Raw genomic sequence first — 21,620 nt, 5'->3', positions numbered from 1 at the left:
CCTAATGCCTAGAATTAATTTATTTTTATTCGTTCTGGCTCTTGTCTCCTGTGGCAATCAATTGCCTAAACGTCCACTCATACAATTCACCTTCGAAACCAAAACTTTGGAAGAAGTTTTATCTGAAAATGTAGTTTGGTCGAAAGCTCATGAAATGAAATACCATTTCGGTTATTGGAAACCATCTGTTTGGGTAAAATTTGAGATAACGAACGCTAAAGAAGAACGGAAAGATTATATTCTCGAGTTAGAATCTCCATGGGTAGATGAAGTCCTTATTGGTTGGTTATCAAAGGGAAAAATTATCAAAAGAACTTTTAATGGATCATCTTCTTTTTCTGAAAGAGAAATTCCGCATAGAAGTCCCATTTATAAACTCACACTGGAGCCGTTCGAAACAAGGACAATCTATGCTTATATTAAGAATTCGGGTATATTGAACGCACCATTTCGTATATGGGAAATAAATTCTTTTTTTGATCGGATCGAAAGAGATTATATTGCAAATGGGGTTTATTTCGGAATTATTTTTGCTCTTTTATTGTATAATCTCTTAATTTACATTAGCGTACGCGAAAAAGCATATATTTATTACTGTTTTTATTTGGCCACATTAATGATTAATTATTTATTGTTAGGTGGTTTTTTTAAGCAGTTATTGGTCCCTGATTTAGAATTATCAATTAAACCTTACCTATATGTATCTGTAAATTTGTCTTTAATGTTTGTGGGTTTATACTCTCTTACCTTTTTGGATCTGAAAAAAATAAATCCACTATTAGATCGTGTGATTCTACTGAGTGTGGTTTGCTTCGCTTTCATGGCACTTTTATCTTTCCTATTGCCGTATAATTGGATGGAAGTGTCTTTTATTTATAGTTTCCCATATATGTTCTTGGTTCTAATGTCTGCAGGTGCTTATTCCTATTTAAAAGGAGTAAAGTCGTCTTCGTTTTTTTTATTAGCTTGGTTCACTTTATTTATAGGGGTAATTTTTGATTCTTTAACAAAAGCGGCACTAATCCCTTTTTCTACCTTTGGTAGATACGGAGTACAAATCGGTACGGCTTTTGAAGTAATTCTGTTTTCTTTGGCTCTTGGTCGGCGTCTTCGTTTTCTATTGGAAGAAAATTTAATATCTAAAAATGAACTAACAACGATTAAAAAGGATCTGGAAACAGCTAGAAAAATTCAAATGCGAATTTTGCCTAATAAGTTACCTCAGAACCTAAAACTTACAATGGAAGTGTCTTACCTCCCTCTTTATGATATAGGAGGTGACTTTTATGATTTTTTTGAATTTTCGGACGGTTTCGGTTTGGTCATTGCTGATGTAACGGGTCACGGTGTAAGTGCTGCACTCGATTCTTCCACTGTGAAAATAGCCTTCCGAAATGCCAAAGAGTATAAAGAGTCACCGAGCGAATTGGTTGCTGCAATGAACCGCTTCCTTTGCACAAGCCTTCATGCTCGTTTTGTAACAGTTGCGTATTTTTATTTGGACCTTGTGAAAATGAAATTACATTTTAGTTCGGCAGGCAGCCCCCCATTTTTGATTATTCGCAACAGAGAAATAGAATCATTTGAATGTCCTGGTCTTTTGCTTGGTGTTAGATCCAATTTTGAATATGAAGAAAAAATAGTTCCCTTACAAGAAGGTGATAGGTTAGTCATTTTTACAGATGGTTTGTACGAAAACTTAAAACCCGGTGCAGATTTTGCTTCCATTTTATATCCGGAAATTTTACCCATTGTTGATCTTTCTCAGAATGAATTTCATCAAAAGCTCCTTGATCGATTATCAAAGATGCGACAAAATGCAAAGGATGATATTACCTTAATTTCTCTTGATCTACATTGATTTTTTGTAAGGACTTTCTATCGTAAGTATAAATAAAGTCTTGCTAAATAGGGTTAGGTTCGTCTAATTACCTGCTAACGGATGGTGGATCTAAAATTTATTTTTATAATATTACGGATAAATCGTTTTTATTTGGGAGTACTAGCATTTTGTCTTCTCCCACTCCTGCTTGTTGGTACATTCCCCGATTATTTTTACAGAGAATACGGAATAGGTTACTTTTTAGTTTTTCATAATGTAACTGAAATCTTTAGTGTTATCGTCTCTTTTTCAATATTTGGACTGGGATATTATTCCTATACACAGAGCCGTAATGCCCATACCTTATTTTTGGGAATTGGATTTCTCGCAGTGGGGATGATTGATTTTATGCATACACTGTCTTATGCAGGAATGCCTGATTTCATTACTCCAAATTCTGGGAACAAGTCTACCCAGTTTTGGATTTTTTCACGTATCATCACTGCTTTAGTTCTGCTTTTGGCTATTTATATTAAACCCAACGAACGGTATCAATGGGGTAATGCAAATCTACTAATGTTTTTAGCAATGTTATTGGTAGGCATTGTTTTCCTTTTGGTAGTATATCTAAATCATTGGATACCTCGAACTTATGAGCATGGGAAGGGATTAACACCATTTAAAAAAAATGCTGAATATGCCATTATAGCCATACTCTTTATTTCCCTGCTTATTTATCGAAAAGTTGGTTTTTATACTTCAAAGAGGCAACTTCAATATTATTTATCTGCCTTCATCGTTTGTATATTTAGCGAGCTGGTTTTTGCAGTATACACTAGTGTATTTGACGTTTATAATGTATTGGGTCATATATATAAAATTGGTGCTTTTTATTTAATTTACAAAGCAGTCTTTATTGCCGCAATTAATGATCCTTATGATAAATTGATACAAACTAACAAATTGCTCTCGAAGGAAATCGAGGAAAACCGTACATACGCTGAGATGATTAAAAAATCATTGCGCGAAAAAGAAAATTTGATTGGTGAAATTTTTCATAGAACAAAAAATTCCCTGCAATTAGTTCGATCAATTTTGATGATTCAGGCATCGGAATTCCCAGAAAACAAAAACATACAATCAATTGTTGAAGATACATCGATTAAGATTCAGACGATGTCTCTAGTACATGATCATTTGTATGCAAATAAAGATTTAAGTGAAATAAAGGTTTCAGAATATTTACTTTCATTGGCAGACATGATCCAACAGAGTTTTCCGCCTGAAGGAAAAGATATTCAGGTTCACTTTCAAGTGGGGGAAGGCACATTATTGTTGGATACTGCTGTTCCACTTGGACTTATATTTACGGAACTACTTTCCAATAGTTTTAAATATGCATTCCCCAAGACAGATGTTGGAAGTATACATGTAGGGTTCTCAATTGAGGATAATATTTGCCATTTTGAATATAGTGATAATGGCGTAGGTTTGCCTAATGAGTTTAATTCAACCCAACAAAAGAAGTTGGGTTTGAGTTTAGCGAAAATTATTGCAGAAAAGCAAATGGGAGGAACCTTGAGTATTGAAGGTACTCAAGGTTTTCAAATGAAACTCGATTTCCCAAGTAATTTATACAAGAGAAGAGTTTAGTTTATCCCTTTTGGTTGCGTATCGGCGTGTTAGCTGATACCAAACATCTGATTGAGGGATTCCTGGTTTTCTTTTTCCAAACATTTGTAGAATTAGGTTGCCTTCTTTATCAAACACTTCTACTGAAGTAACCAATCCATCTTTTGTTGGTTTATCAACAATCCATACAGATTCAATATGGTCTGTGCGTAAGTGTAAATTAAACTCTGGGTCGAGAACATTAAACCAAGGACCCATTGGCTCTAATTTTTGAATTTTCCCAGTATGGATTTGAATCATTCCTGGATTTCCAACAAAAATCATAATCTCCATTTCAAGTTGGCTTACTTGCTCCATTAAGCTAAGAAAGTTCTCTTTTGAAATTTTAAATGAAAATTTGCCATCTGCTGCCACTAAAGAAAATTCACGTGAATAATTGAATTTTCGAAGTAGAGAAAAGAAGTCATGAGTGTCTTCGAGTTTACTCCAGGCCTCTAAAAAATTAGGAATTTCTTTTGAATCGTTGGTTTCTGTTTTCTGTTTTATTTCTGTGGAAGGAGTTGTAAATGTTTGAGTTTCGTCTACAAATTGGTTTTTGACAGTTCCCCAACCATCAATGTCTGAATTTTCCGTTTGGTAGATTTTATGAACTGCTTCTCCCTTTGAATCAAAGAATTGGAAACTACGCATAATTCCGTTATCTCTAGTCTCTTCCACATAGAAACCATACTTCCAATCTTGTAAAAAAATACGGAGGTCTATGTCTTCGCCCACTGCTAACGCAGTTTGTCCATTAACAGATAGGTTTTTATAAACGCCCTTTCTTTCGTGAACACAAGATTCGTTTCTTGTAAGGGCCATTACATAACCTAGGTTAGTGGTGCTTAATAAAAAATTTGCCCAATCTGGTTTCAAAAGTTTTACTTTGGCACCAATCTTTGTAGAAAGAAGCTCTGCTTCACTTACATTTAAGTGTTTCGCGGCGTCGCGGATTCTAAGTTTGGGCATTTCTCTTGTAAGATTTTCCCATTGTTGTTTTAAGTTCTCATTCATATTGATTCTCCTTTGATTTCTGGAATGATAAAATTTCCTTCTGGTGCATTTAGGATTCTAACTTTGATTCCAAATGCGATTTCTAGATTTTCTAAGGTTAAAACATCGTTTGGGTTTCCTGATTTAATGATTTTCCCTTTATGGAGCAGGGTGATTGTATCTGCGTATAGAGCTGCAAGATTTAGATCATGTAAGATCATAAAGACCGCATAACCTTGGTCTGCCATATGACGGCATAGGTTTAGCGTTTTGTATTGGTTGGGAATGTCTAAGGCAGATACAGGTTCATCAAGAAAAATATATCTTGGTGGAGTTTCCCAAACTTGAGCCAAAGTGCGACCGAAGTTTATTTTCTGTTTTTCTCCACCTGATAGAGTGGAATAGTTTTGATCTTTTTGATCAAAAGATTCAGTGATTTTTAAACAGGTTTGAACGATCTCTTTGTCTCGAATCGGATCCGATATGTGGGGATGGCGACCAAGTTTTATAACTTCTTCAGAACTGATCGGAAAGGTGATTGCGGCATCTTGCGTTAACACTGCGCGTAACTTTGCAAGATGGCTTTTGGAATATTTTTTTAATTCAATACCATCTAAATAAATGTTACCAATTTTTGGCATAATATCCCCGCATAATATGTGAAAGAGGGAAGATTTGCCGGCTCCATTTCTGCCCATCAGAACATGCAGTTTCCCTGGAAGGATTTCTAGTTCGATATTTGAAAGGATGGACTTTGTTCCAATCGAATACTCTAAATCAATTGCTTCGATGCTCATATATGGTTCATCCTTTTCCGAATTAAGCTGAGAAAGAAAGGGGAGCCGAGTAGGGCAGTGGCAATTCCTACTGGTATTTCTGATGGGGCAATCACGATACGGCAGATTCCGTCTGCTAAACACAATAATCCTCCACCTAATAAATATGAGGTGAGTAGCAAATACCGATAATCTTGTCCAATAACCATTCGAACAATATGCGGAACCGCAAGCCCAACAAATCCTATATTGCCTACCAGTGAAATGCATGCGCCCACACTCACACCAATTAAAAGGATCACTATTGTTTTTAAAAATTCTACTGACACTCCAAGATGGTTTGCTTCCCTTTCTCCTAAAATGAATACATTCAATTGTTTTGCTATCAATGGACTGATAAATAAAGGTAAAACAAAAAAGATGGAAAAGGATTTTAGGTTGGACCAGGAGGCCCCACCTAAACTTCCCATATTCCAAAGAGAGAGATTTCTGAGTTGGGCTTCGTTAGCAATGTAACTCAAAATTCCAATTGCAGAAAAACAGATTGCATTAACGGCAATTCCTGAAAGTAACAATGAAAAGACATCGGTTCTGCCTTTTGATTTTGCAAAAAAGAAAATGATGAAAGAGGATGAAATCCCACCTATAAACGAAAACACAACTGTGCTCCAGATGGAATGCAATAAAGGAATCGATGCACCGAGTACAATAGCAATGGATGCAAACAGTGAGCAACCAGCGGTAATTCCAATCAATCCTGGATCTACGATTGGATTTCGGAATAATCCTTGTGCCAAGGCACCAGACCAAGCCAAAGAACCGCCAACGAGAATACCAAGAATAATTCTTGGTATTCTTAATTCAAAAAATACACGAGATTCTATACTATCAGTATTCAATAAATCTTCCCATCGTATATTCATTGCGCCAAGTAACGAAGAGATGATCGCAGAAAAGATGGTAAAGATAATACAAGATAGTATAAAGAAAAATTTTTTCTTCATTCTATTTGTTTCCATTTATCGTTTAATGTTTTTAGAGCGATTGGAAGTCTTGGGCCAAAACCTAATAGAAGAAGATCATCTACAAGAATTAGATTTTTTTCTTTTCCTGCTCGCGTGAATTCCATTCCATTAATTTCCCAAATTGCTTTTTCGCCTCCAAAACCTAACGCTGATTTTTCGGGCATTAGAATAATGTCTGGGTTTGCTTTTACTAATGCTTCACTTGTTAACGGTTTAAATTCAGAAAATTCGGTTACAGCATTTTTGGCACCTGATAGTTCAATCATAACATGTGCAGCAGTGTTTGTTCCTGAAATGAAGACAGAACTTGGATTTCTAGAATAAATAAAGAGAACTTTAATGTTGGATTTTTTAAGGTTTAAGTTTTGGATTTGTTCATTTATTTTTTTAGCAAGGGCTTTTGCTTCTTTTTCTTTACCAAATAATTTTCCGATTTCTAATACTCTGTAGTTGGGTGTTTCTAGTTTATAATCATCTACAAATAGTTTAATTGGGATGCCTGCATCTTTTAGGTTTTGAATTGTTGTCGGTGGACCTGCGGATTCAAGTCCGATCACTTGTGTTGGTTTAAAATTTAAAATTCCTTCTGTAGTTAATGTTCTTTGGTAACCCACATTCGGTAAGGATGTCGCCTGTTTTGGGTAATACGAAGTGGAATCTACTGCCACTAAGTGGTTTTCCAAGTTTAAGGCGTAGATGATCTCAGTCACTGTACCATTCACAGAAATGACGCGTCGGTTTGTTTCTGCAGCTGTCTGGAAGGTAAAAAGGAAAAGAGTAAAAAATAGAAATCCTATTTCTCTGGTAATCTTAAAACGAATCATGCGCCAAGAATCAAAGCAGGCGAGTGCTTGTCAAACTCAAAAGAGAGTGAGTCTCAATATAAAATAGTTGTGATTTTCTTAAATGAGACTAAATCTCATTAATGAGTTGACGAAAAATCCGCTATTTAGAAATTGAGAATCAAAATCAAATAAATGGGAGAGTCTATGAAACAGCTCTACAAATTCTCAGCTTTTACTTTGGCAGCTTGTCTTAGTTTAACACTCGTTTCCTGCGAGCAGGAAGATCAAAAAGGAAACAATAATACGGTACTATTAGGTCTTATCGGTTTTATGGAGGCAGGTAAAACTTGTGAAACTCCAGGAGCTACACTGACGATTGGGACACCGGTCGAAATCTGTAATCCTGCTGGAGGAGCTGGAGTTCATTTTGTCATTCATGATCTTTCCAATGCATTCAGTCATAGTGTTGTGTTCTCTGGTGGATATAAATCAAAAGATTATGCATTGAATGCACCTACAGCTGGAAATGTTTTAGTAAATAATTTTAATGCATTTCAGTTTTGGATGTACGATGGGCGATCTACCTCTGGTTCTCCAGCGTCTGCTATTCGATACGAACCAAATTATGCAGCTACCTCAGCAGTTAGGGTGAACACTGGTTTGACGGCATCTGAATTGCCTATAGCTGTTGTGACAGATGCGCAGTGTGATACGTTTGGCGGCATTGCAGCAACTTGTAAGGCAAATAAAAACGGTGGTGAGAAAAAAACATTTTGTTTGGATGTGACTCAAACCACCACTGGCGCATCTAGAATTACACTTTGGTTAGATGGAAAGAATGGCGCTAACTGTAACGTAAAATCATCTTTGACAGCTGAAAATGCCGTGGTTCACAAGTTGCCTACTGATTTTTCTAACAATCAATCTCCACTTGATACTAGAAATTTTTATTTAGCAGCGGGAGCAGCAGGTTCTAACTCCGGTTCTGTGAGCTTTGGTAAAATTACCGTTTCTACAGAGACTGCTATCAAATAAAAACATTTTGGCTTAGCAAAGATTAAGAGTTGTAATCTGAATTTAAAGTTTGGGTGGCAACTCTTTGTATTTTGTATTCCAAACAAAAGTAAGGAGGTAATACTTATGAAAAAAATAAATCATCATATCTTTCAAAAAAAATCCTATAGGTTTGCTGTTTCTATAATCGTAACAGTATTTTTTACATTTTGCCAAGAGAAAGTAAACTCTGATGAGACAAACCTGTTGCTCCTGGGGGCACTGGTGAATGCGAATTCTGGTCCATCTACTGTCTGTAAGACGAACAGTGATGGTACTGTAGAAACAACAATGCCAACAATCAAAAAAGGTACATTCGCTCTGTGCAGGCCATCGACGGGAGCAGTTCGACATTATAGAATCGAAGGTTTGAAAATCACGGGAGGACATACTGCTGTTTCTCTTTATGTTGGTTTGCCTGAGAATTATTCTGCCGAAGTGAACAGGAATAGTACTTTAGCAGCCGGTCAATTTGGAATGAATTTTTATTCTGGTAGTGGTACAGGTGGATTTGTTCCTGCGTACTCCTATGCTAATTTTGGTCCTAATGAATCGAATATAAAAAATCTTACTTCAAATGGAAACAGTACAGCAGCAACTGCTCCAACTGTGTCCGGAACTTCTCTTATTAATTTCGTTGACCAAGAAGTTGATCTTTGTTTTGACCTTACTGCATCAGCTCCGCCTCGTTTTACCGTTTGGGTCACAGGAAAGAACTCTGCCAATTGCAAAAGCAGAACAAATTTAACAACCGGCAATGCTTTGTTAAACGAAACTACCTGGACAGGTGGTGATCCCTCTGTAGCGACTGGATTTTCGTTTATAGGGTTAAGTGCTAATTCAGGAATTTCTTTTTCAAAGATTGTCACCTCAATTCAATTGGCTGTTCCTTAAGGTAGGTAACTATAATGAAATTTTTAAAAATAATATTAATCGGTTCGTTTCTTCTTTTTATCATAAACTGTAATCCCGAAAAAACATCCGACGATGGTTCTTCTGCTGCGATGTTACTTTTGATTACGGAAGCAGTATCTTCAACTGATGGAACAACGATCAATGCTTCCTCATCTACTAACTGGGTGTATGTAAACTTAAAGGCAAATGCTTCTGTCGTTGGTTCTACTGATGTTTGGGATTTGAGATTTAAAAGATATAATATCGGTACTAACAGTGGTACGAGCGGGAACGGTAATGGAGGTGCTTGTTTTACTGGCTCCACAGATTATTTGGCAACCTTCACTGGTTCAGAATGTACGAAGGTGGTTGATGTGCAATTATCTTCCAGTGGGGGAGGTCCAATCTCAGGTTCCACGGAAAGTATTAACCCAGTCATATCTGCTCCTTTGGATCTCGATCCGATGCCTGCGGGTTATGGGACTTGGTATACATATTCCAATACAATCCTAACTGCAAAACCTAATGTTTATATCATTACAGGAGAAAATGGATCAAAATACGTATTGCAGATGTTAGACTATTATAATGCTGCGGGCACATCTGGGTATCCAAAATTTCGATGGCGAAAGTTGTAAATACGATGAATCACCTTTGGTTTGTAAATCTAATCAATATAAAATTTAATTTTCGAATCCTTGTTGGATATTTCTTTTTTGGATTTTGTTTGTTCGTTATAGAGGTATCTGGTGGTATTTCTGCTCAAACAAATTTTCCTAAAAAAGAAGAGGATTCTTCGAAGAGTCAAAACTCTTTGGAAACACCAAAAGAATCAAAACACGGGGAGTCAGGCAAACAACCTAATGAGGTAAATGTTGATAGGACTAATATCATAACAGTTACAGGGACAAGAAGGCGTAATCTACTTAAAGATTCGACGATTACTACTGAAGTGATTACTAGAAAAGATATTGATGCCATGGGTGCAAGAGACCTGTCTCAAACTTTGGGGAATGTTCCTGGAATAGAAGTAAGGCCAGCACAAACAGGAGAGAGGGGACAGACAGTTCGTTTGCAGGGATTATCCGCACAGAATGTACTCATTCTTGTCGATGGGCAAAGAACAACAGGAAGATTCAGTGGCTCTATTGATTTAACTCGATTTAAGGCAGAAGATATCGAACGTATAGAAATTGTAAAAGGTGCTTCTTCTGCTATTTATGGATCAGATGCCATTGCTGGTGTGATCAATATCATCACCAAAGAAGCACAAGATCCATTGTACGCTGAGTTTCGAACTCTTGGAGGATCTGGAAGCGAAAAGTATTATGGCCCTTATACAGAGTTTAGAAATTATGCTTCTGTTGGAGCTAAAAGTGAAAAGTTATCAACTTTGTTTACAGTGGGTTGGCATAAGGGAGAAGGGTATGATTTAACTCCAGATGCAACCCCAGGACCTAGAAATGGACGTTACGCATCCTTAGCACCATCTTATAATCCTTATCCTTCCCATCTTCCTTTTGCTAATTCCTATTTATTTACAACAAGACTACCCAATAATTCTCCACCACTTGAGTCTACTTCTGGTAGTGCCTTTAATGATATGAATTTATCTAATAAAACGGTTTATCATGCATCTGACAACTTAACAATGACAGGTCAGTTTTATTATCGCCATTTGGACCAAAGTGCAGTTGATGCCTCACCGCCAAGAACAGTTTATGATAGAAGGAATAAAACACATGATTTTATGGGAGCCTTTAACGTTGATTGGGTAGCAAATCAAAAGGTGAATGTGAATCTAAATGCAAATTATTCCAGGTTTCAAGACTTATATACAACTGATCAAAGAAAGGCTGACGATCTGGATTCCCAACAAAGAACAGACAATGCTGTGACAGAGTTTAGATCAAGAGTGGATTATAAATTTTCAGAAAACCATGTAACCTCTGTTGGTGCTGAAAATTTACAGGATCAAATTTCCTCGGCACGGATTGCTCCTGATTGCCGAAGAACATTTCCTAATGTCTGTTATGAGGATTTTAATCCTGAGTTGACGAAAGGACAAACAATCAATGGAAATGCATATCGATTTCGTAATGCATTTTATGTACAAGATGAATGGCGTGTTTCTGATAAACCAAGAATTCAAATTGTCCCGGGAGTTCGTTATGATCATGATTCGATTTATGGTGGTGAATGGCTTCCGAAACTGGCCATCCGGTATGATGTAACAGATCAGTTTCGATTTAGAGCAGCGAATGGACTTGGATATAGAGCTCCCAGTTTCCAAGATTTATATTTTAATTTTTTGAATCCAGGGGTGGGTTATCGTGTTGTCGGAAGTTCCAATTTAAAACCCGAACTTTCAAGAAGTTATAATTTCGGCTGGGAATGGGATATTACTAAAAGAATTTGGTATAGTACCAATTTGTTTCATAATAACGTAGATAATTTGATTGGGTTTAGAACCAATCCTGTTCGAGATTCATCAGGACTTATGGTTTACCAAACATCAAATTATCAAAAGGCAAGTACGCAAGGAATTGAATCATCTATTAATATTCGTCTTACAGAAATTGTAAGTACTAGTGTTGGATATACTTATACTGATACAAGGGATGAACTAACAAAACTTCCTCTTGAGGGAAGGGGACCACATCGTTGGAATTTCAGTGTTCGGGTAGATGAAAAATCTAGCGGAATTTCTTTGTCTGTCTTTGCTGTTGTATTTGGCAAACAACCATATTACTGTGTGAAAAATCCATTTTGGTGTAATCCAGATCTCCCAACAAATTTTGATGGTTTAGAAGCTGCAATCAATGCACAGGCGCAATCTAACATAAATAATGCGCTTGGCACTTTGCCTGCGGGAATTTCCGAATATTGTACTGAAAATAATCTCTCATATTGTACAACAAATTCCACTTATGGATATAGGATGGTGAATCCACATACCAATTTGAATTTACGTTTGTCTCAAAGATTTTTTGGTCATTTTCAATGGTTTGTTGGTGTGGATAATGCCTTAGATGCCTGGGATTTACAATATAATCCACAAAGGCCTCGATTTTTCTATTTTGGATTGGATGGTAAATTTGCTTTTAGTGAAGTGAAGTTAAGTCCGGCGGAGACTCAGGTTAATTAAAAAATTCTTTCCATCTATTTCCGGTCCTAATTATATTTAAGAATGCAAACTATCTATCTTGCTGGCCCGGAAGTTTTTTTACCCAATGCATTGGATGTTCTTTTAAATTCCAAAAAACTTTGTGAGACATTTGGGTTCAGAGCCTTAACTCCCTTTGATGGAGAAATAACAGATAAGGTGCAACTGGCAAAAGCAAATCAAATTTTTGTAGAGAATGTTTCTCTTATCAATCAATGTGATATTGTCATTGCAAACTGTAATCCTTTTCGAGGTGCCTGTGTTGATGATGGGACAGCTTTTGAAATCGGTTATGCATACGCAAAAAATAAATCTGTATATGGTTATATAAATGATAAACGGAATCTACCTGAAATTGTTAAATCAAAGATCCCGACAAAACCGCATCCTTCTGGTTATGCCATAGACGATGATGGATTTTTATTAAATGAAGATTTTGGCAATAGCATTAATTTAATGTTAGAATTCTCCATTTTAAATTCCGGTGGAGAATTAGTTCTGGGGGATTTAGAATCTGTTTTGCAGCTTTTAAAGAACCGAAGTTAGCGAAACACCTGTGTTTCTTTTTTGAAATGTATTAAGACCCAAATTCCAAGTTTCAAAGTTTCCCATTATGATGACTCTTTTTTTGGCTCTCGTTACCGCTGTGTATAAAATCCTTCGGTTGAGAATCGGGACTTCTTTGTTGTCTACAGAATCGAAAGAGTTTATCGGTGGTAAATAAAGTAAAACTGTATTGTATTCGGAACCTTGGCTTTTGTGAATGGTAAGAAAAAAAGCTGGCTCGTGTTCAGGTAAGGTATCTAAAGCAAATGAATAAAGGCGATTTTCAATGGAAAATACCGCCCTGAGTTCGGAATCAATTTTTAATACGAGTCCGATGTCACCGTTAAAAAGTTTTCTTATCGGATCGTTTCTTTTAATAATGATAGGCATTCCTTCAAAATAGAATGATTTTGCTAAATGTCGATACTCTATGTTTTGTGGGTTAGTATGAGAAGATGTAAGTTGTTTTTTAGCAAGTTCAAGAATTCGATTTTGTATTGCTTCAATGCCATAATATCCATTTCTTAAAATACTCAAACATCGATATTCTGATACCATCTTTTCCAAAGTCTCTTTGTGGTCGTTGGTTAATAGATCTTCCTTTTTCCAGTCGAGAGTCGTGGAGAGTATGGCTGTGGGTAAAAAGAAACTTTTCCATAAAAATTGAATGAGTTCCTCTCCTTTCCAATCTTTGAAAGGTGCTAAGTCATTGGGTTTGGGTACTTCTTTTTGGAGCCAAATAAAATCATCGTTTTTGTTATTCTCTATAGAATTTAAAATTTTTGGATTTGGGAAGGTTGTACTTGTTTTGGAGGAATCAAAAGAGTCTTTCACTAAATCGGCAAATTTACTGAACTCAGATGATAAAGAAGACCTATGGTTTGTTTTTAGCTCAGATACAAATATTTTTTGTTTTCTAAACTCTGTCAGTAAATCTGCTAATACTTCCCCTTGTCCCACAGAAGGTAATTGGTTGGGATCACCTAACAAAATTAATTGAGTATTTTCGCTAACGGAATCTAAAAAGAGATTCATCAACATCATGTCCACCATCGATGTCTCATCCATGATGATTAAATCAAAAGGTAAGTATCTTTTTTCTCCATAGTAAACATTAGTGGATTCTGGAAAGAATTTCAAAAGATTATGAATTGTCTGTCCCCTTAAAGAGGAAGTTAATTCCATTGTGTTTTGAAAATGGCTTAAGTTTTTTTGTATAGATTCGGTAAGCCTTTGTGCGGCTCGACCTGTTGGTGCCACAAGAGCAATACGATTGGTACTTGGAAGTTTTTTCAATGTATCTAAAACTTTAAGAATAAAAGAAACAACGGTTGTTTTGCCGGTTCCTGGTCCCCCAGCAATAATACGCAAAGAAGAGAGGATGGATTCGACCACCGCTTTTTTTTGTTCTTTTGCCAGTGGGTTTTTAAACTGAGTTTCTAATTCGGTAATGATGGATTCTATTTTTCCGATTTCTAAATTAGATTGTTTTTTATTATCTTTATGAGTTTGGATTAAAGATTTTACTTTAGTTTCAAAATGAATTTTTTCTTTATATGTTTTTTGAAAATAAAGTCTTCTTTCGTTTCCTGAAGTTTCTATATAAAATGGAAATGATTCTTGTAAGTGATCAATTGAATCAGATTCTTTCAGTGGTAAGTATAAATCGCCATTTTGATTTACTTCGATTAAGTTTGCAATGAGCAGGCCATTTCCTTTTTCTATTTGAGGAAAATAAGATAATATTTCGTTCGCAATTTCGAGATATGATGGATCTATTTGTTTCATAAATATAATTTCTCCAAACTTATCGCAGCATCTCCTATATAAGTTAGAATTTCTTTACGAATCTCTGAAAAAGTTTCAGAAGTCCAAACTTCACTAGATGATTTGAGATCAGCGTAGATACCTGATTCTTGATCCATTCCCATCCCACGTAAGAAAAGATAATAAACACCTCCAAAACGTTCTAAGGCCAAATCGTTCCCGAATAGGGAAGACAGATAATCGTAAAGAATTAAAGCATAAACTGATTTTTGGATCATATAACCTTTGTCTATGACTGCGGAAGTGACGGCGTTTTTGTCATAAATTTCATTCGGTAAAAGATTTGATTTGTAATCCGCGATATAATATTTTCCATTTTTATAAAATACTAAATCAATGGCGCCTTTTAAATAATTTTCAAACCCTGGAGTTAAAGGAACACCTGACTTTTCTAACATTTTCTGAATATATAAATGAAATTTTAATTCAGAAGACTTATCTTCCGGATTCAACTCAGTTAGCGAAAAAGAATCTCCATCAGCGAGAGTGATTTTAGCCGTCATAGCTCGTTTTAAAAGTGTCACTACAATCAATTCTAAAGACTCTTTAGTGTCTGATTGGAATGGAATAGGGTATTGACGATATGCTTCTCTGTAAGCCCAAATCCAAGATGGGTGTTCTAAAATTTTTTCTATTGATAATTTGAAAATTGAAAAATCGCATAACTCTAAAATGCGATGTAAGAAGTTTCCGGTTTTGGAATTAGAAGGGAGTTTGGTTTTTGTTGACTCCGGCTCAAGGGGTTCTTCAATTTCTTTATAGGATTCCTCTTGGACTTTTGTTAAAAGGTTTTGAGAGGTTTGTAAACTAGTATAACTATGTTGTAAAAGTATTCTTCCTGCTTTAATCTCTGTAGATAGAACAACGGTTTTTAAATTTCCTTGATTCGAAGGTTTTGAAATTGGAATTTCTCTTTGTATTTCGAATTGTGGGGGATTGATTTCATTGCGAAATAAAAACCAATGATTAGGGTTGGATTTGTTGTCTCCTTCGATCCGTTCCAATTCTGTAAATAATATGTTCCCATACCCTGATTTTAGCAATGAGTCTTTGCCCCAAGAAAGTTTGGGAAGATAAAGTCTCAAATTAGGTCTTGTCAATGCAACGTATAACAATCGTTTTTGTTCGTTTAAAAAATGCCTATGTTCATTTTGTTTTCCGTTTTTCGAATCCCAAAGGCTTAGGATCCACTTTCTTTCATTTTTGTTATTACTTTGTATGAGTGTTGGATATTCATAATTCGAAAGATTTTGTGGTCTAGTGCCAAAGTAATATAAAAAAACGATTGGCCATTCTAAACCTTTTGAAGCATGGATCGTTAAAATTTGAACTGCATCATCTTCTGTTTCTCGATCAAAGAGTGGTTCTTCTTCGGGTGAAGTTTTTGTTTGTTTTAGTTGTTTTAGTTCCACTAGTAATTCGGAAAGGTTTGCGTTGGTTCGAATTTGGAATTCAAGTAATCTTTGAAAAATTTGTCGATAATTAGTTCTTTTTCTTTCCCATTCTAAATTTTTAAGTTCATGATTCCAGAGGATTTTGGTTTCATCCATAACCGATCGAAAAAAAGCAGCGTAACGATTGTCTCGAATGAGTTTTAACCAAGTATCAATAAGAGATTTTTCATAAGAATCAATAGAGTGTTCGTCGTATTTAGATAAGTCTTCTGGACGTACACCAAAAAGATCAGAAAAAAGAATTCGTTTGTATGATCGTGAACTATTCGATTGGATTAAACATTCTAATAAATTTTCAATTTGATCCGCTTCCCTAGATTGAAAAATTCCCCTTTGTTTATAAATAGAACAAGGGATGCCTGCTTTTGATAGGGTTTTTTCAATAAGTTCTGTTTCTTTTTTACTCCCACATAACACGGCAATGTCTTTTAGTTGAACAGATCGGGTAGTTGTTTCTCCTTTTTTAAAGTAGGAGAGGGATTGGTCTTTTTGTTGAAAGGATAAAATTTCTTTTTTTATAGATTCTGCCCATGCATTCCTAGCTTTATTCACATTTGAGAAATGGTCCGCGTATTGAATCACATGAATCCCAAATTCATTTGGATTGGTATATTTGTATTTTATCTCTGAATCTTTGGGAGCTTTAACAGGATGGTAAAGGTAGTTTTCTTTTTTGGAACCAGGCTCCTCGATGGGGAAAAAACTAGTTTCTCCTAATTCTTTTTCCCTATTGTAAAAAAGTAAATTTAGTCCTTCGATGATCTCTTTGGTAGAGCGATAGTTAGTCGATAAACTATCCTTAGAATCAAAAAAATCGTTTACTGCTTCTAAGTAAATTCCAATATCGGCACCTCTAAATCCATAGATACTTTGTTTTGGGTCCCCAATACAAAATAACATTCTAGTTTTGTCATCTGAGTTTAAAAATAGAGTTTTAAAAATTTGGTATTGGTTTTTGTCTGTATCCTGAAATTCATCTAAAATACAAACTTGGTATCGTTCTTTTAAGGATTGGATCAGGGTTGTGTTGGGAGAAGTAACGACTGTCTCATGTACTTTTAAAATCATTTGATCGTAAGTGAGTAAATCTCCCGATTTTAATTGAAGTTTCGTATCCTCTACCAATTGGAGTGCCGTTTTTTGTAAAAACCAATCTCCATTTAAATCGATTTTATCGATGGGGAAAGTTTCATTTAGTAAAGATATGAGATTTTCTATAGAAGATTGAAGAATGGTTGCTTCTTTATTTAAATTTTTTGTAATGGTTTTACCAGATAACAATAAATAATTGAAACCTTGGTACGCCACTTTTTCTGCAGTCCTTTGGAATGACCCAATTTTTTGTAATTCAGTTTTAAGTGTTTCAGTATCTTTTCTATTAAGGGCATCCAAAAACATATCGAGAGAATACCAACTTTCGATCCACTTTTGAATGGTTCTTTTATCTCCTTGGTCAACTATAGAATCTCCTACTGGTCCTTTCAGAGTATGGATCACTTGTGTTAGAGATGAAATTACCTTATCCAGATTGGGTGAGTTGATGGTTTTTTCTAAACTTAAAATCTCTGGGAAATAATAATCTTTTGTATTGGAAAGAAGTTTGGATACTGCAAAAGTTATAGAGGATTCTTTCTCTAAGGTTTTTGATTCCGTTAGATTCTTTGCCAATTCATCAATATTGGGTTCTCCCCAATGGTTACGTTTTAAAAGGTAAAAACTTTTATCTATGATTTCATCTGCATTTGTTAGCCGAACATTGGGGTTGTTTTGGGTTTCAATAGGATATTCTTTCAAAACCATATTACAAAATCCATGAATTGTGGATATGGTAACTTGGTCTAAGTCCCGCAAATAACGATAAAAACCGGGTTTGGTCCCATTCTCCGAGAGCTCTAAAATTTTTGATTTGAGTCTTCCTTTCAATTCTCCTGCAGCTTTTTCTGTAAAAGTGAGGATTAATGTTTTTAGGATTCTATTTTCGGGAATATTGTTTTCTACATCATAGGTCATAATCTCACCTAACATTTCCATGATAAGATGAGTTTTCCCTGTGCCGGCAGAGGCTTCTATAAACTTAGGTTTATTTAGGAGAGGGTGATCCATTGATTAAAAACCTTTTTTTAGAAGTGGAATAAAAATTTTAAATACAGAACTAATGGAAAAACTTTCCAATAAAACTTTTGTATATGGAGATAGTTTCATCAATTGGTTTTCAAACTGCAAAACTGTATCTGATTCTTCCAATAAGAATTCCTTCCACAAATGTTCAGCCATTTCAAAATCTTCTCCTATTTCTTCAAAATTATGTTTTGAAAAGAAAAGGTTTAAACCTGCAGTAGGAATGTACTTTGGATTCTCGGAGGTTATCAATCGGTAAATGGATTCTAAATAAGAACTACAATCTTCTGTTCTAAGTCCAGAGAAATCCAACCAACTGTCATTTTTATATTCTTTTGCATTCGCAGGAATAATTACCAATCGGTTTCCGGTAACACGGAATAAACAAGCACTGAGCAGTGCATAAGCCATTTTACCTAAGTAGTCTTTTAAATAATCGTTTGGATATTTTGGTTTGTCATATAAACTTCCAGTATAAAACCAATAATAGATTCCATCTTTTTCAATTATGTTTTCCCATTCTCCAACAATTCGATGTGAATCTGAGATCTGATAGGGTTGTAGTTTTTTACAATCACGAAGGCCTGTGTCTCCAATGGAAATTGCTTTAAAATAGGACAAGTTCTCTCTATTTAAAAAAAGAGATTCTTTTAGAAAACGAAATCTTTCCGCAACCACTTCCAATTCATCCAATAAAACTTCAGAAGAAACGATATGGAAGGCTCCATAAGGGAATTCAGCATTTTGTTCTGACTTTCGTGTAATTTCCTTTAGGTGGGATTGGATTTTATTTTTATCCCAAATCCATTCATGATCATTCACTAATGATTCAGTAAAAATTGGTATAAAAATAGTTTTGATAGTAAATATCTCTAATGAATTCAGCCGGAAAGGTTCTTCTTTCACATTTTCCTCTTCTTCCCAAACCTTACCAAGATTTTGTATGAGAGGACGAAGGATCGGATTTTTTAACCCATTTGTAAGTTCCTGGATTGAGATTTCATCGGTTTTGATTTGGATCAATTCATCTGTTGTTAGTTGTTTTGGATCTGAAAAATCCGGATTTGGAAGGATTTCATTATTTTCTCTAAATCTTTCTAAATTACGAACATAGTCAAAAGAAGGGAAATGTTTCTCATCATAAAAACGACTATACGATGTTAGTGGCAATTCAACAGCTTCCTGAATTCCCATTGCAGTCATTACTTCGAAAAGAGTAGAACAGGGACCGAATTCTTTATCTTCTAAAGTGTTTTTACCTACATAAGAAAATGTGATACTTTCTTCAGCAGAAAGTATTGATTCCCAAAATAGAGATTCTTGAATTTCCCTTCGATTGAGATCCCATGGTTTGGAATCAAACCTTCTTAAGTTAAATCTGGATCTGTCAACGGAACCTGGAAATTTCCCTTCACCAAGTCCTGCTATGTACACATGTAAAAAAGGAATAGGGCGCATTGGTTGTAAAAGAGATACGGTAACCCCTTCTGTTAGATAGTTACCTCGATGCATGGGGATGTCAGAAAAAACTTCTTCAGTGATTAAAGAAATCATCTCTAAAAAATCTTTTGTATTGTTCCAATCGGAGTGACACCAAGTCTCTATAGACTTTAACCATTGGTTGAAATAGATTCGTTCTCTCTCCAGGTCTCCATCAAAAGAAAACAGATTTTGGAATACACTTTCAAAAGTGATATAACGTTCTTCTTTTGGATTTTTAAATAGCTTATCTATAATTTCTGATTTAATTTGTTTTATGCGATTCCAAATTTCTACAAATCGAATGATGGTTTTGTCCGAAGAGATTGGTTTTGTAACAATATTTAGTTTTTCCCAAGCTGATTCTTCATCCACAATCATGGAAACCACTGCTCGTTTTAAACCAAAAGATATTGTATAAGGATTGTATTCTTTTTCTTCTTCATAAATAGAACCTAAAGAATCAATTAGATCTAATACTTTAATAGAAGTTTCTTCTCCATCAGTTTCCTCACTACCTACGATCAGTGGATTTTTAAACAAAATATGAATATCTTCTTTTTCGAACCTATCATTTTTCAAACAACGAAACAGTGTAGATAAAGCTAAATACAATTGTGATGTATCTTTAGCAACTAAGTCCGTAATGGAGTAGGGAATTTTCAGTAACTTGGGTAATTTTTCTTTTTCTTGAGTAGTATAAATCCCACCATCAAATACCCATTCAATGGCTGCGCGATATTCGTTCATATTCGGAACCAAAATCGCAAAGTCTAAAAGATTAAGTTTTCCTTTGTGTAAACTTATTTTATTTAGTATATCGTGGGCTATTGATTCTATCTCTCGATATACAGAAGGTGCATTCCAAACTCGCACAGTTTGGTCTTCCAAATAGTTTTCTTCTTTTAACGGTTCTTCTAATAGAATGGTTTTCAGTTTGGAAAGCATTCCACCATTTACAAATTTTGATTTTTGTTTGTTATCGTTTTCTCTTGAAAATTCTTTTGCTAAATAGGATTGAGGTTTCGAAAATTTAGAGAGGTAGTTTTTGGTTTTTTCTGGATTTTTGCCAATGATCTTTCCGTTATGAAATTGATAAATATGCACCGTTAGTTTTGAATCCTTGGGCAGTGCTGTTTCTTTCAAAAAATCTATATAAGTTCCCGACAAGTTAGATAAACAAAACAAGTGTAAGTCGCCGCTTAATGGAAGTTTTTTTCCATCTTCCAAATATCGAAATAGGTTTTTTGGTTTTGTATTCTCTTTATAGATTTCATTATAAATTTGTTTTTCCAATTCCCAATACGGGTCTTTTTTTAGATCATTGGGAACATTTTTACTTTCTAAGCCAATCCAATCTTTAATCCACTCTTCTCGGTTGAGTTCATAATCTTTAAAATATTTTGTTAATACATCCGAGAGATAATATAATTTTGGAATCTCCTCTAGATACTTTTTCATTTCAGGAAAATTTTTTAACAATTGATTTTGTTTTTGGTAAAGTAATGAAAAACAATCTCTTTTTAATGTTTCGTATTGGTATAACGCTGAGTTTTCCTCGTAAGTTTGTATATTCAAAGATTTGAATATGATTTTTAAAATTGCTTTTTCTAAAAACGTAAATTCTATATTTAAGGAAAGATGTGAGGCATCAAACTTTGGTAAGTTTAACCTTAACCAAGGAATTAAGTTTTGATTCGGTACCACAACAAGTGGTCGTCGGAGTGGGTTTACTCTTTGGTCGTTTGAGATTTGTTTCCCAAGTTCGGTGGTGATTTCACCAAGATGAAGGCCAGCATAATAATGTATTGGCAACGCAGTTCCCTTTATTTATGAATCGTACAAAGTCTGACCTTGGAACGAACCAAGTCCATTCTTATCTGATATAGAATAAAGAAAAATAAGTTCAGTGGGGCGCCATTTCCGGCTATCCGCTGCAATCTTTCGCATCGGCGAAAGGATTTCCGCTACTATCCGGGGCGCTCGTATCCGAGGATTCTTTAAAAAGAAG

The 21,620-nt window shown here is 35.2% G+C and carries 14 protein-coding genes; 7 read left to right on the top strand and 7 right to left on the bottom strand.

Annotated elements, in window-relative coordinates; genetic code table 11:
* Positions 1 to 4: 4 nt before the first annotated feature.
* Positions 5 to 1,861, top strand: coding sequence for a 7TM diverse intracellular signaling domain-containing protein (locus EHR07_RS06935; protein ID WP_409035780.1), 1,857 nt, complete (start codon positions 5 to 7; stop codon positions 1,859 to 1,861).
* Positions 1,862 to 1,993: 132 nt separating this feature from the next.
* Positions 1,994 to 3,475 (top strand): MASE3 domain-containing protein, encoded by a 1,482-nt coding sequence (locus EHR07_RS06930; protein WP_238778690.1) that lies wholly within the window; start codon positions 1,994 to 1,996, stop codon positions 3,473 to 3,475.
* Here EHR07_RS06930 and EHR07_RS06925 read toward each other — a convergent pair.
* From EHR07_RS06925 to EHR07_RS06910, 4 genes are read right to left on the bottom strand one after another with little or no spacing between them, the layout of a single operon-like run.
* On the bottom strand, positions 3,455 to 4,507 hold the full coding sequence (locus EHR07_RS06925) for a hemin-degrading factor (RefSeq protein WP_135744428.1): 1,053 nt from the start codon (positions 4,505 to 4,507) through the stop codon (positions 3,455 to 3,457). The two genes, EHR07_RS06930 and EHR07_RS06925, sit on opposite strands and share 21 nt — an antisense overlap.
* On the bottom strand, positions 4,504 to 5,283 hold the full coding sequence (locus EHR07_RS06920) for a heme ABC transporter ATP-binding protein (protein WP_135744427.1): 780 nt from the start codon (positions 5,281 to 5,283) through the stop codon (positions 4,504 to 4,506). Before EHR07_RS06920 ends, EHR07_RS06925 begins: the two co-directional genes overlap by 4 nt.
* Positions 5,280 to 6,266, bottom strand: a complete 987-nt coding sequence (locus tag EHR07_RS06915) for a FecCD family ABC transporter permease (RefSeq protein WP_100728414.1) — start codon at positions 6,264 to 6,266, stop codon at positions 5,280 to 5,282. The genes EHR07_RS06920 and EHR07_RS06915 overlap by 4 nt, the downstream gene beginning before the upstream one ends.
* The gene (locus tag EHR07_RS06910) at positions 6,263 to 7,111 is read right to left on the bottom strand and encodes a heme/hemin ABC transporter substrate-binding protein (RefSeq protein ID WP_135744426.1); all 849 of its coding nucleotides are present in this window, start codon (positions 7,109 to 7,111) and stop codon (positions 6,263 to 6,265) included. Before EHR07_RS06910 ends, EHR07_RS06915 begins: the two co-directional genes overlap by 4 nt.
* A 165-nt stretch (positions 7,112 to 7,276) precedes the next feature.
* Between EHR07_RS06910 and EHR07_RS06905 the strand changes: the two genes are divergently transcribed.
* The 5 genes from EHR07_RS06905 (at position 7,277) to EHR07_RS06885 (ending at position 12,731) form a co-directional block, all read left to right on the top strand.
* Positions 7,277 to 8,107 carry a hypothetical protein gene (locus tag EHR07_RS06905; RefSeq protein ID WP_135744425.1) on the top strand — a complete coding sequence of 277 codons (831 nt, stop codon included), beginning with the start codon at positions 7,277 to 7,279 and terminating at the stop codon, positions 8,105 to 8,107.
* Between the two features lie 105 nt (positions 8,108 to 8,212).
* Positions 8,213 to 9,019, top strand: a complete 807-nt coding sequence (locus EHR07_RS06900; RefSeq protein ID WP_100728416.1) for a hypothetical protein — start codon at positions 8,213 to 8,215, stop codon at positions 9,017 to 9,019.
* Positions 9,020 to 9,033: 14 nt separating this feature from the next.
* On the top strand, positions 9,034 to 9,657 hold the full coding sequence (locus EHR07_RS06895; RefSeq protein ID WP_100728417.1) for an HmuY family protein: 624 nt from the start codon (positions 9,034 to 9,036) through the stop codon (positions 9,655 to 9,657).
* Positions 9,658 to 9,662: 5 nt separating this feature from the next.
* Positions 9,663 to 12,167 (top strand): TonB-dependent receptor plug domain-containing protein, encoded by a 2,505-nt coding sequence (locus EHR07_RS06890; protein ID WP_244288922.1) that lies wholly within the window; start codon positions 9,663 to 9,665, stop codon positions 12,165 to 12,167.
* Between the two features lie 42 nt (positions 12,168 to 12,209).
* Positions 12,210 to 12,731 (top strand): nucleoside 2-deoxyribosyltransferase, encoded by a 522-nt coding sequence (locus tag EHR07_RS06885; protein WP_135744424.1) that lies wholly within the window; start codon positions 12,210 to 12,212, stop codon positions 12,729 to 12,731.
* On the opposite strand, the gene recD is transcribed toward EHR07_RS06885, so the two are convergent.
* The 3 genes from recD to EHR07_RS06870 are packed head-to-tail and all read right to left on the bottom strand — an operon-like array spanning position 12,714 to position 21,424.
* On the bottom strand, positions 12,714 to 14,519 hold the full coding sequence (gene recD / locus EHR07_RS06880; protein WP_135744423.1) for an exodeoxyribonuclease V subunit alpha: 1,806 nt from the start codon (positions 14,517 to 14,519) through the stop codon (positions 12,714 to 12,716). The genes EHR07_RS06885 and recD overlap by 18 nt on opposite strands.
* On the bottom strand, positions 14,516 to 18,115 hold the full coding sequence (locus EHR07_RS06875; RefSeq protein ID WP_135744422.1) for a UvrD-helicase domain-containing protein: 3,600 nt from the start codon (positions 18,113 to 18,115) through the stop codon (positions 14,516 to 14,518). The genes recD and EHR07_RS06875 overlap by 4 nt, the downstream gene beginning before the upstream one ends.
* 3 nt (positions 18,116 to 18,118) lie before the next feature.
* On the bottom strand, positions 18,119 to 21,424 hold the full coding sequence (locus EHR07_RS06870; RefSeq protein WP_135744421.1) for an exodeoxyribonuclease V subunit gamma: 3,306 nt from the start codon (positions 21,422 to 21,424) through the stop codon (positions 18,119 to 18,121).
* Positions 21,425 to 21,620 lie beyond the last annotated feature (196 nt).

The sequence above is a fragment of the Leptospira bandrabouensis genome, assembly GCF_004770905.1.
GTDB classification, from domain to species: domain Bacteria; phylum Spirochaetota; class Leptospiria; order Leptospirales; family Leptospiraceae; genus Leptospira_A; species Leptospira_A bandrabouensis.
Note: the sequence above shows the minus strand (reverse complement) of the source record. Positions and strands in the feature narration are given on the sequence as shown.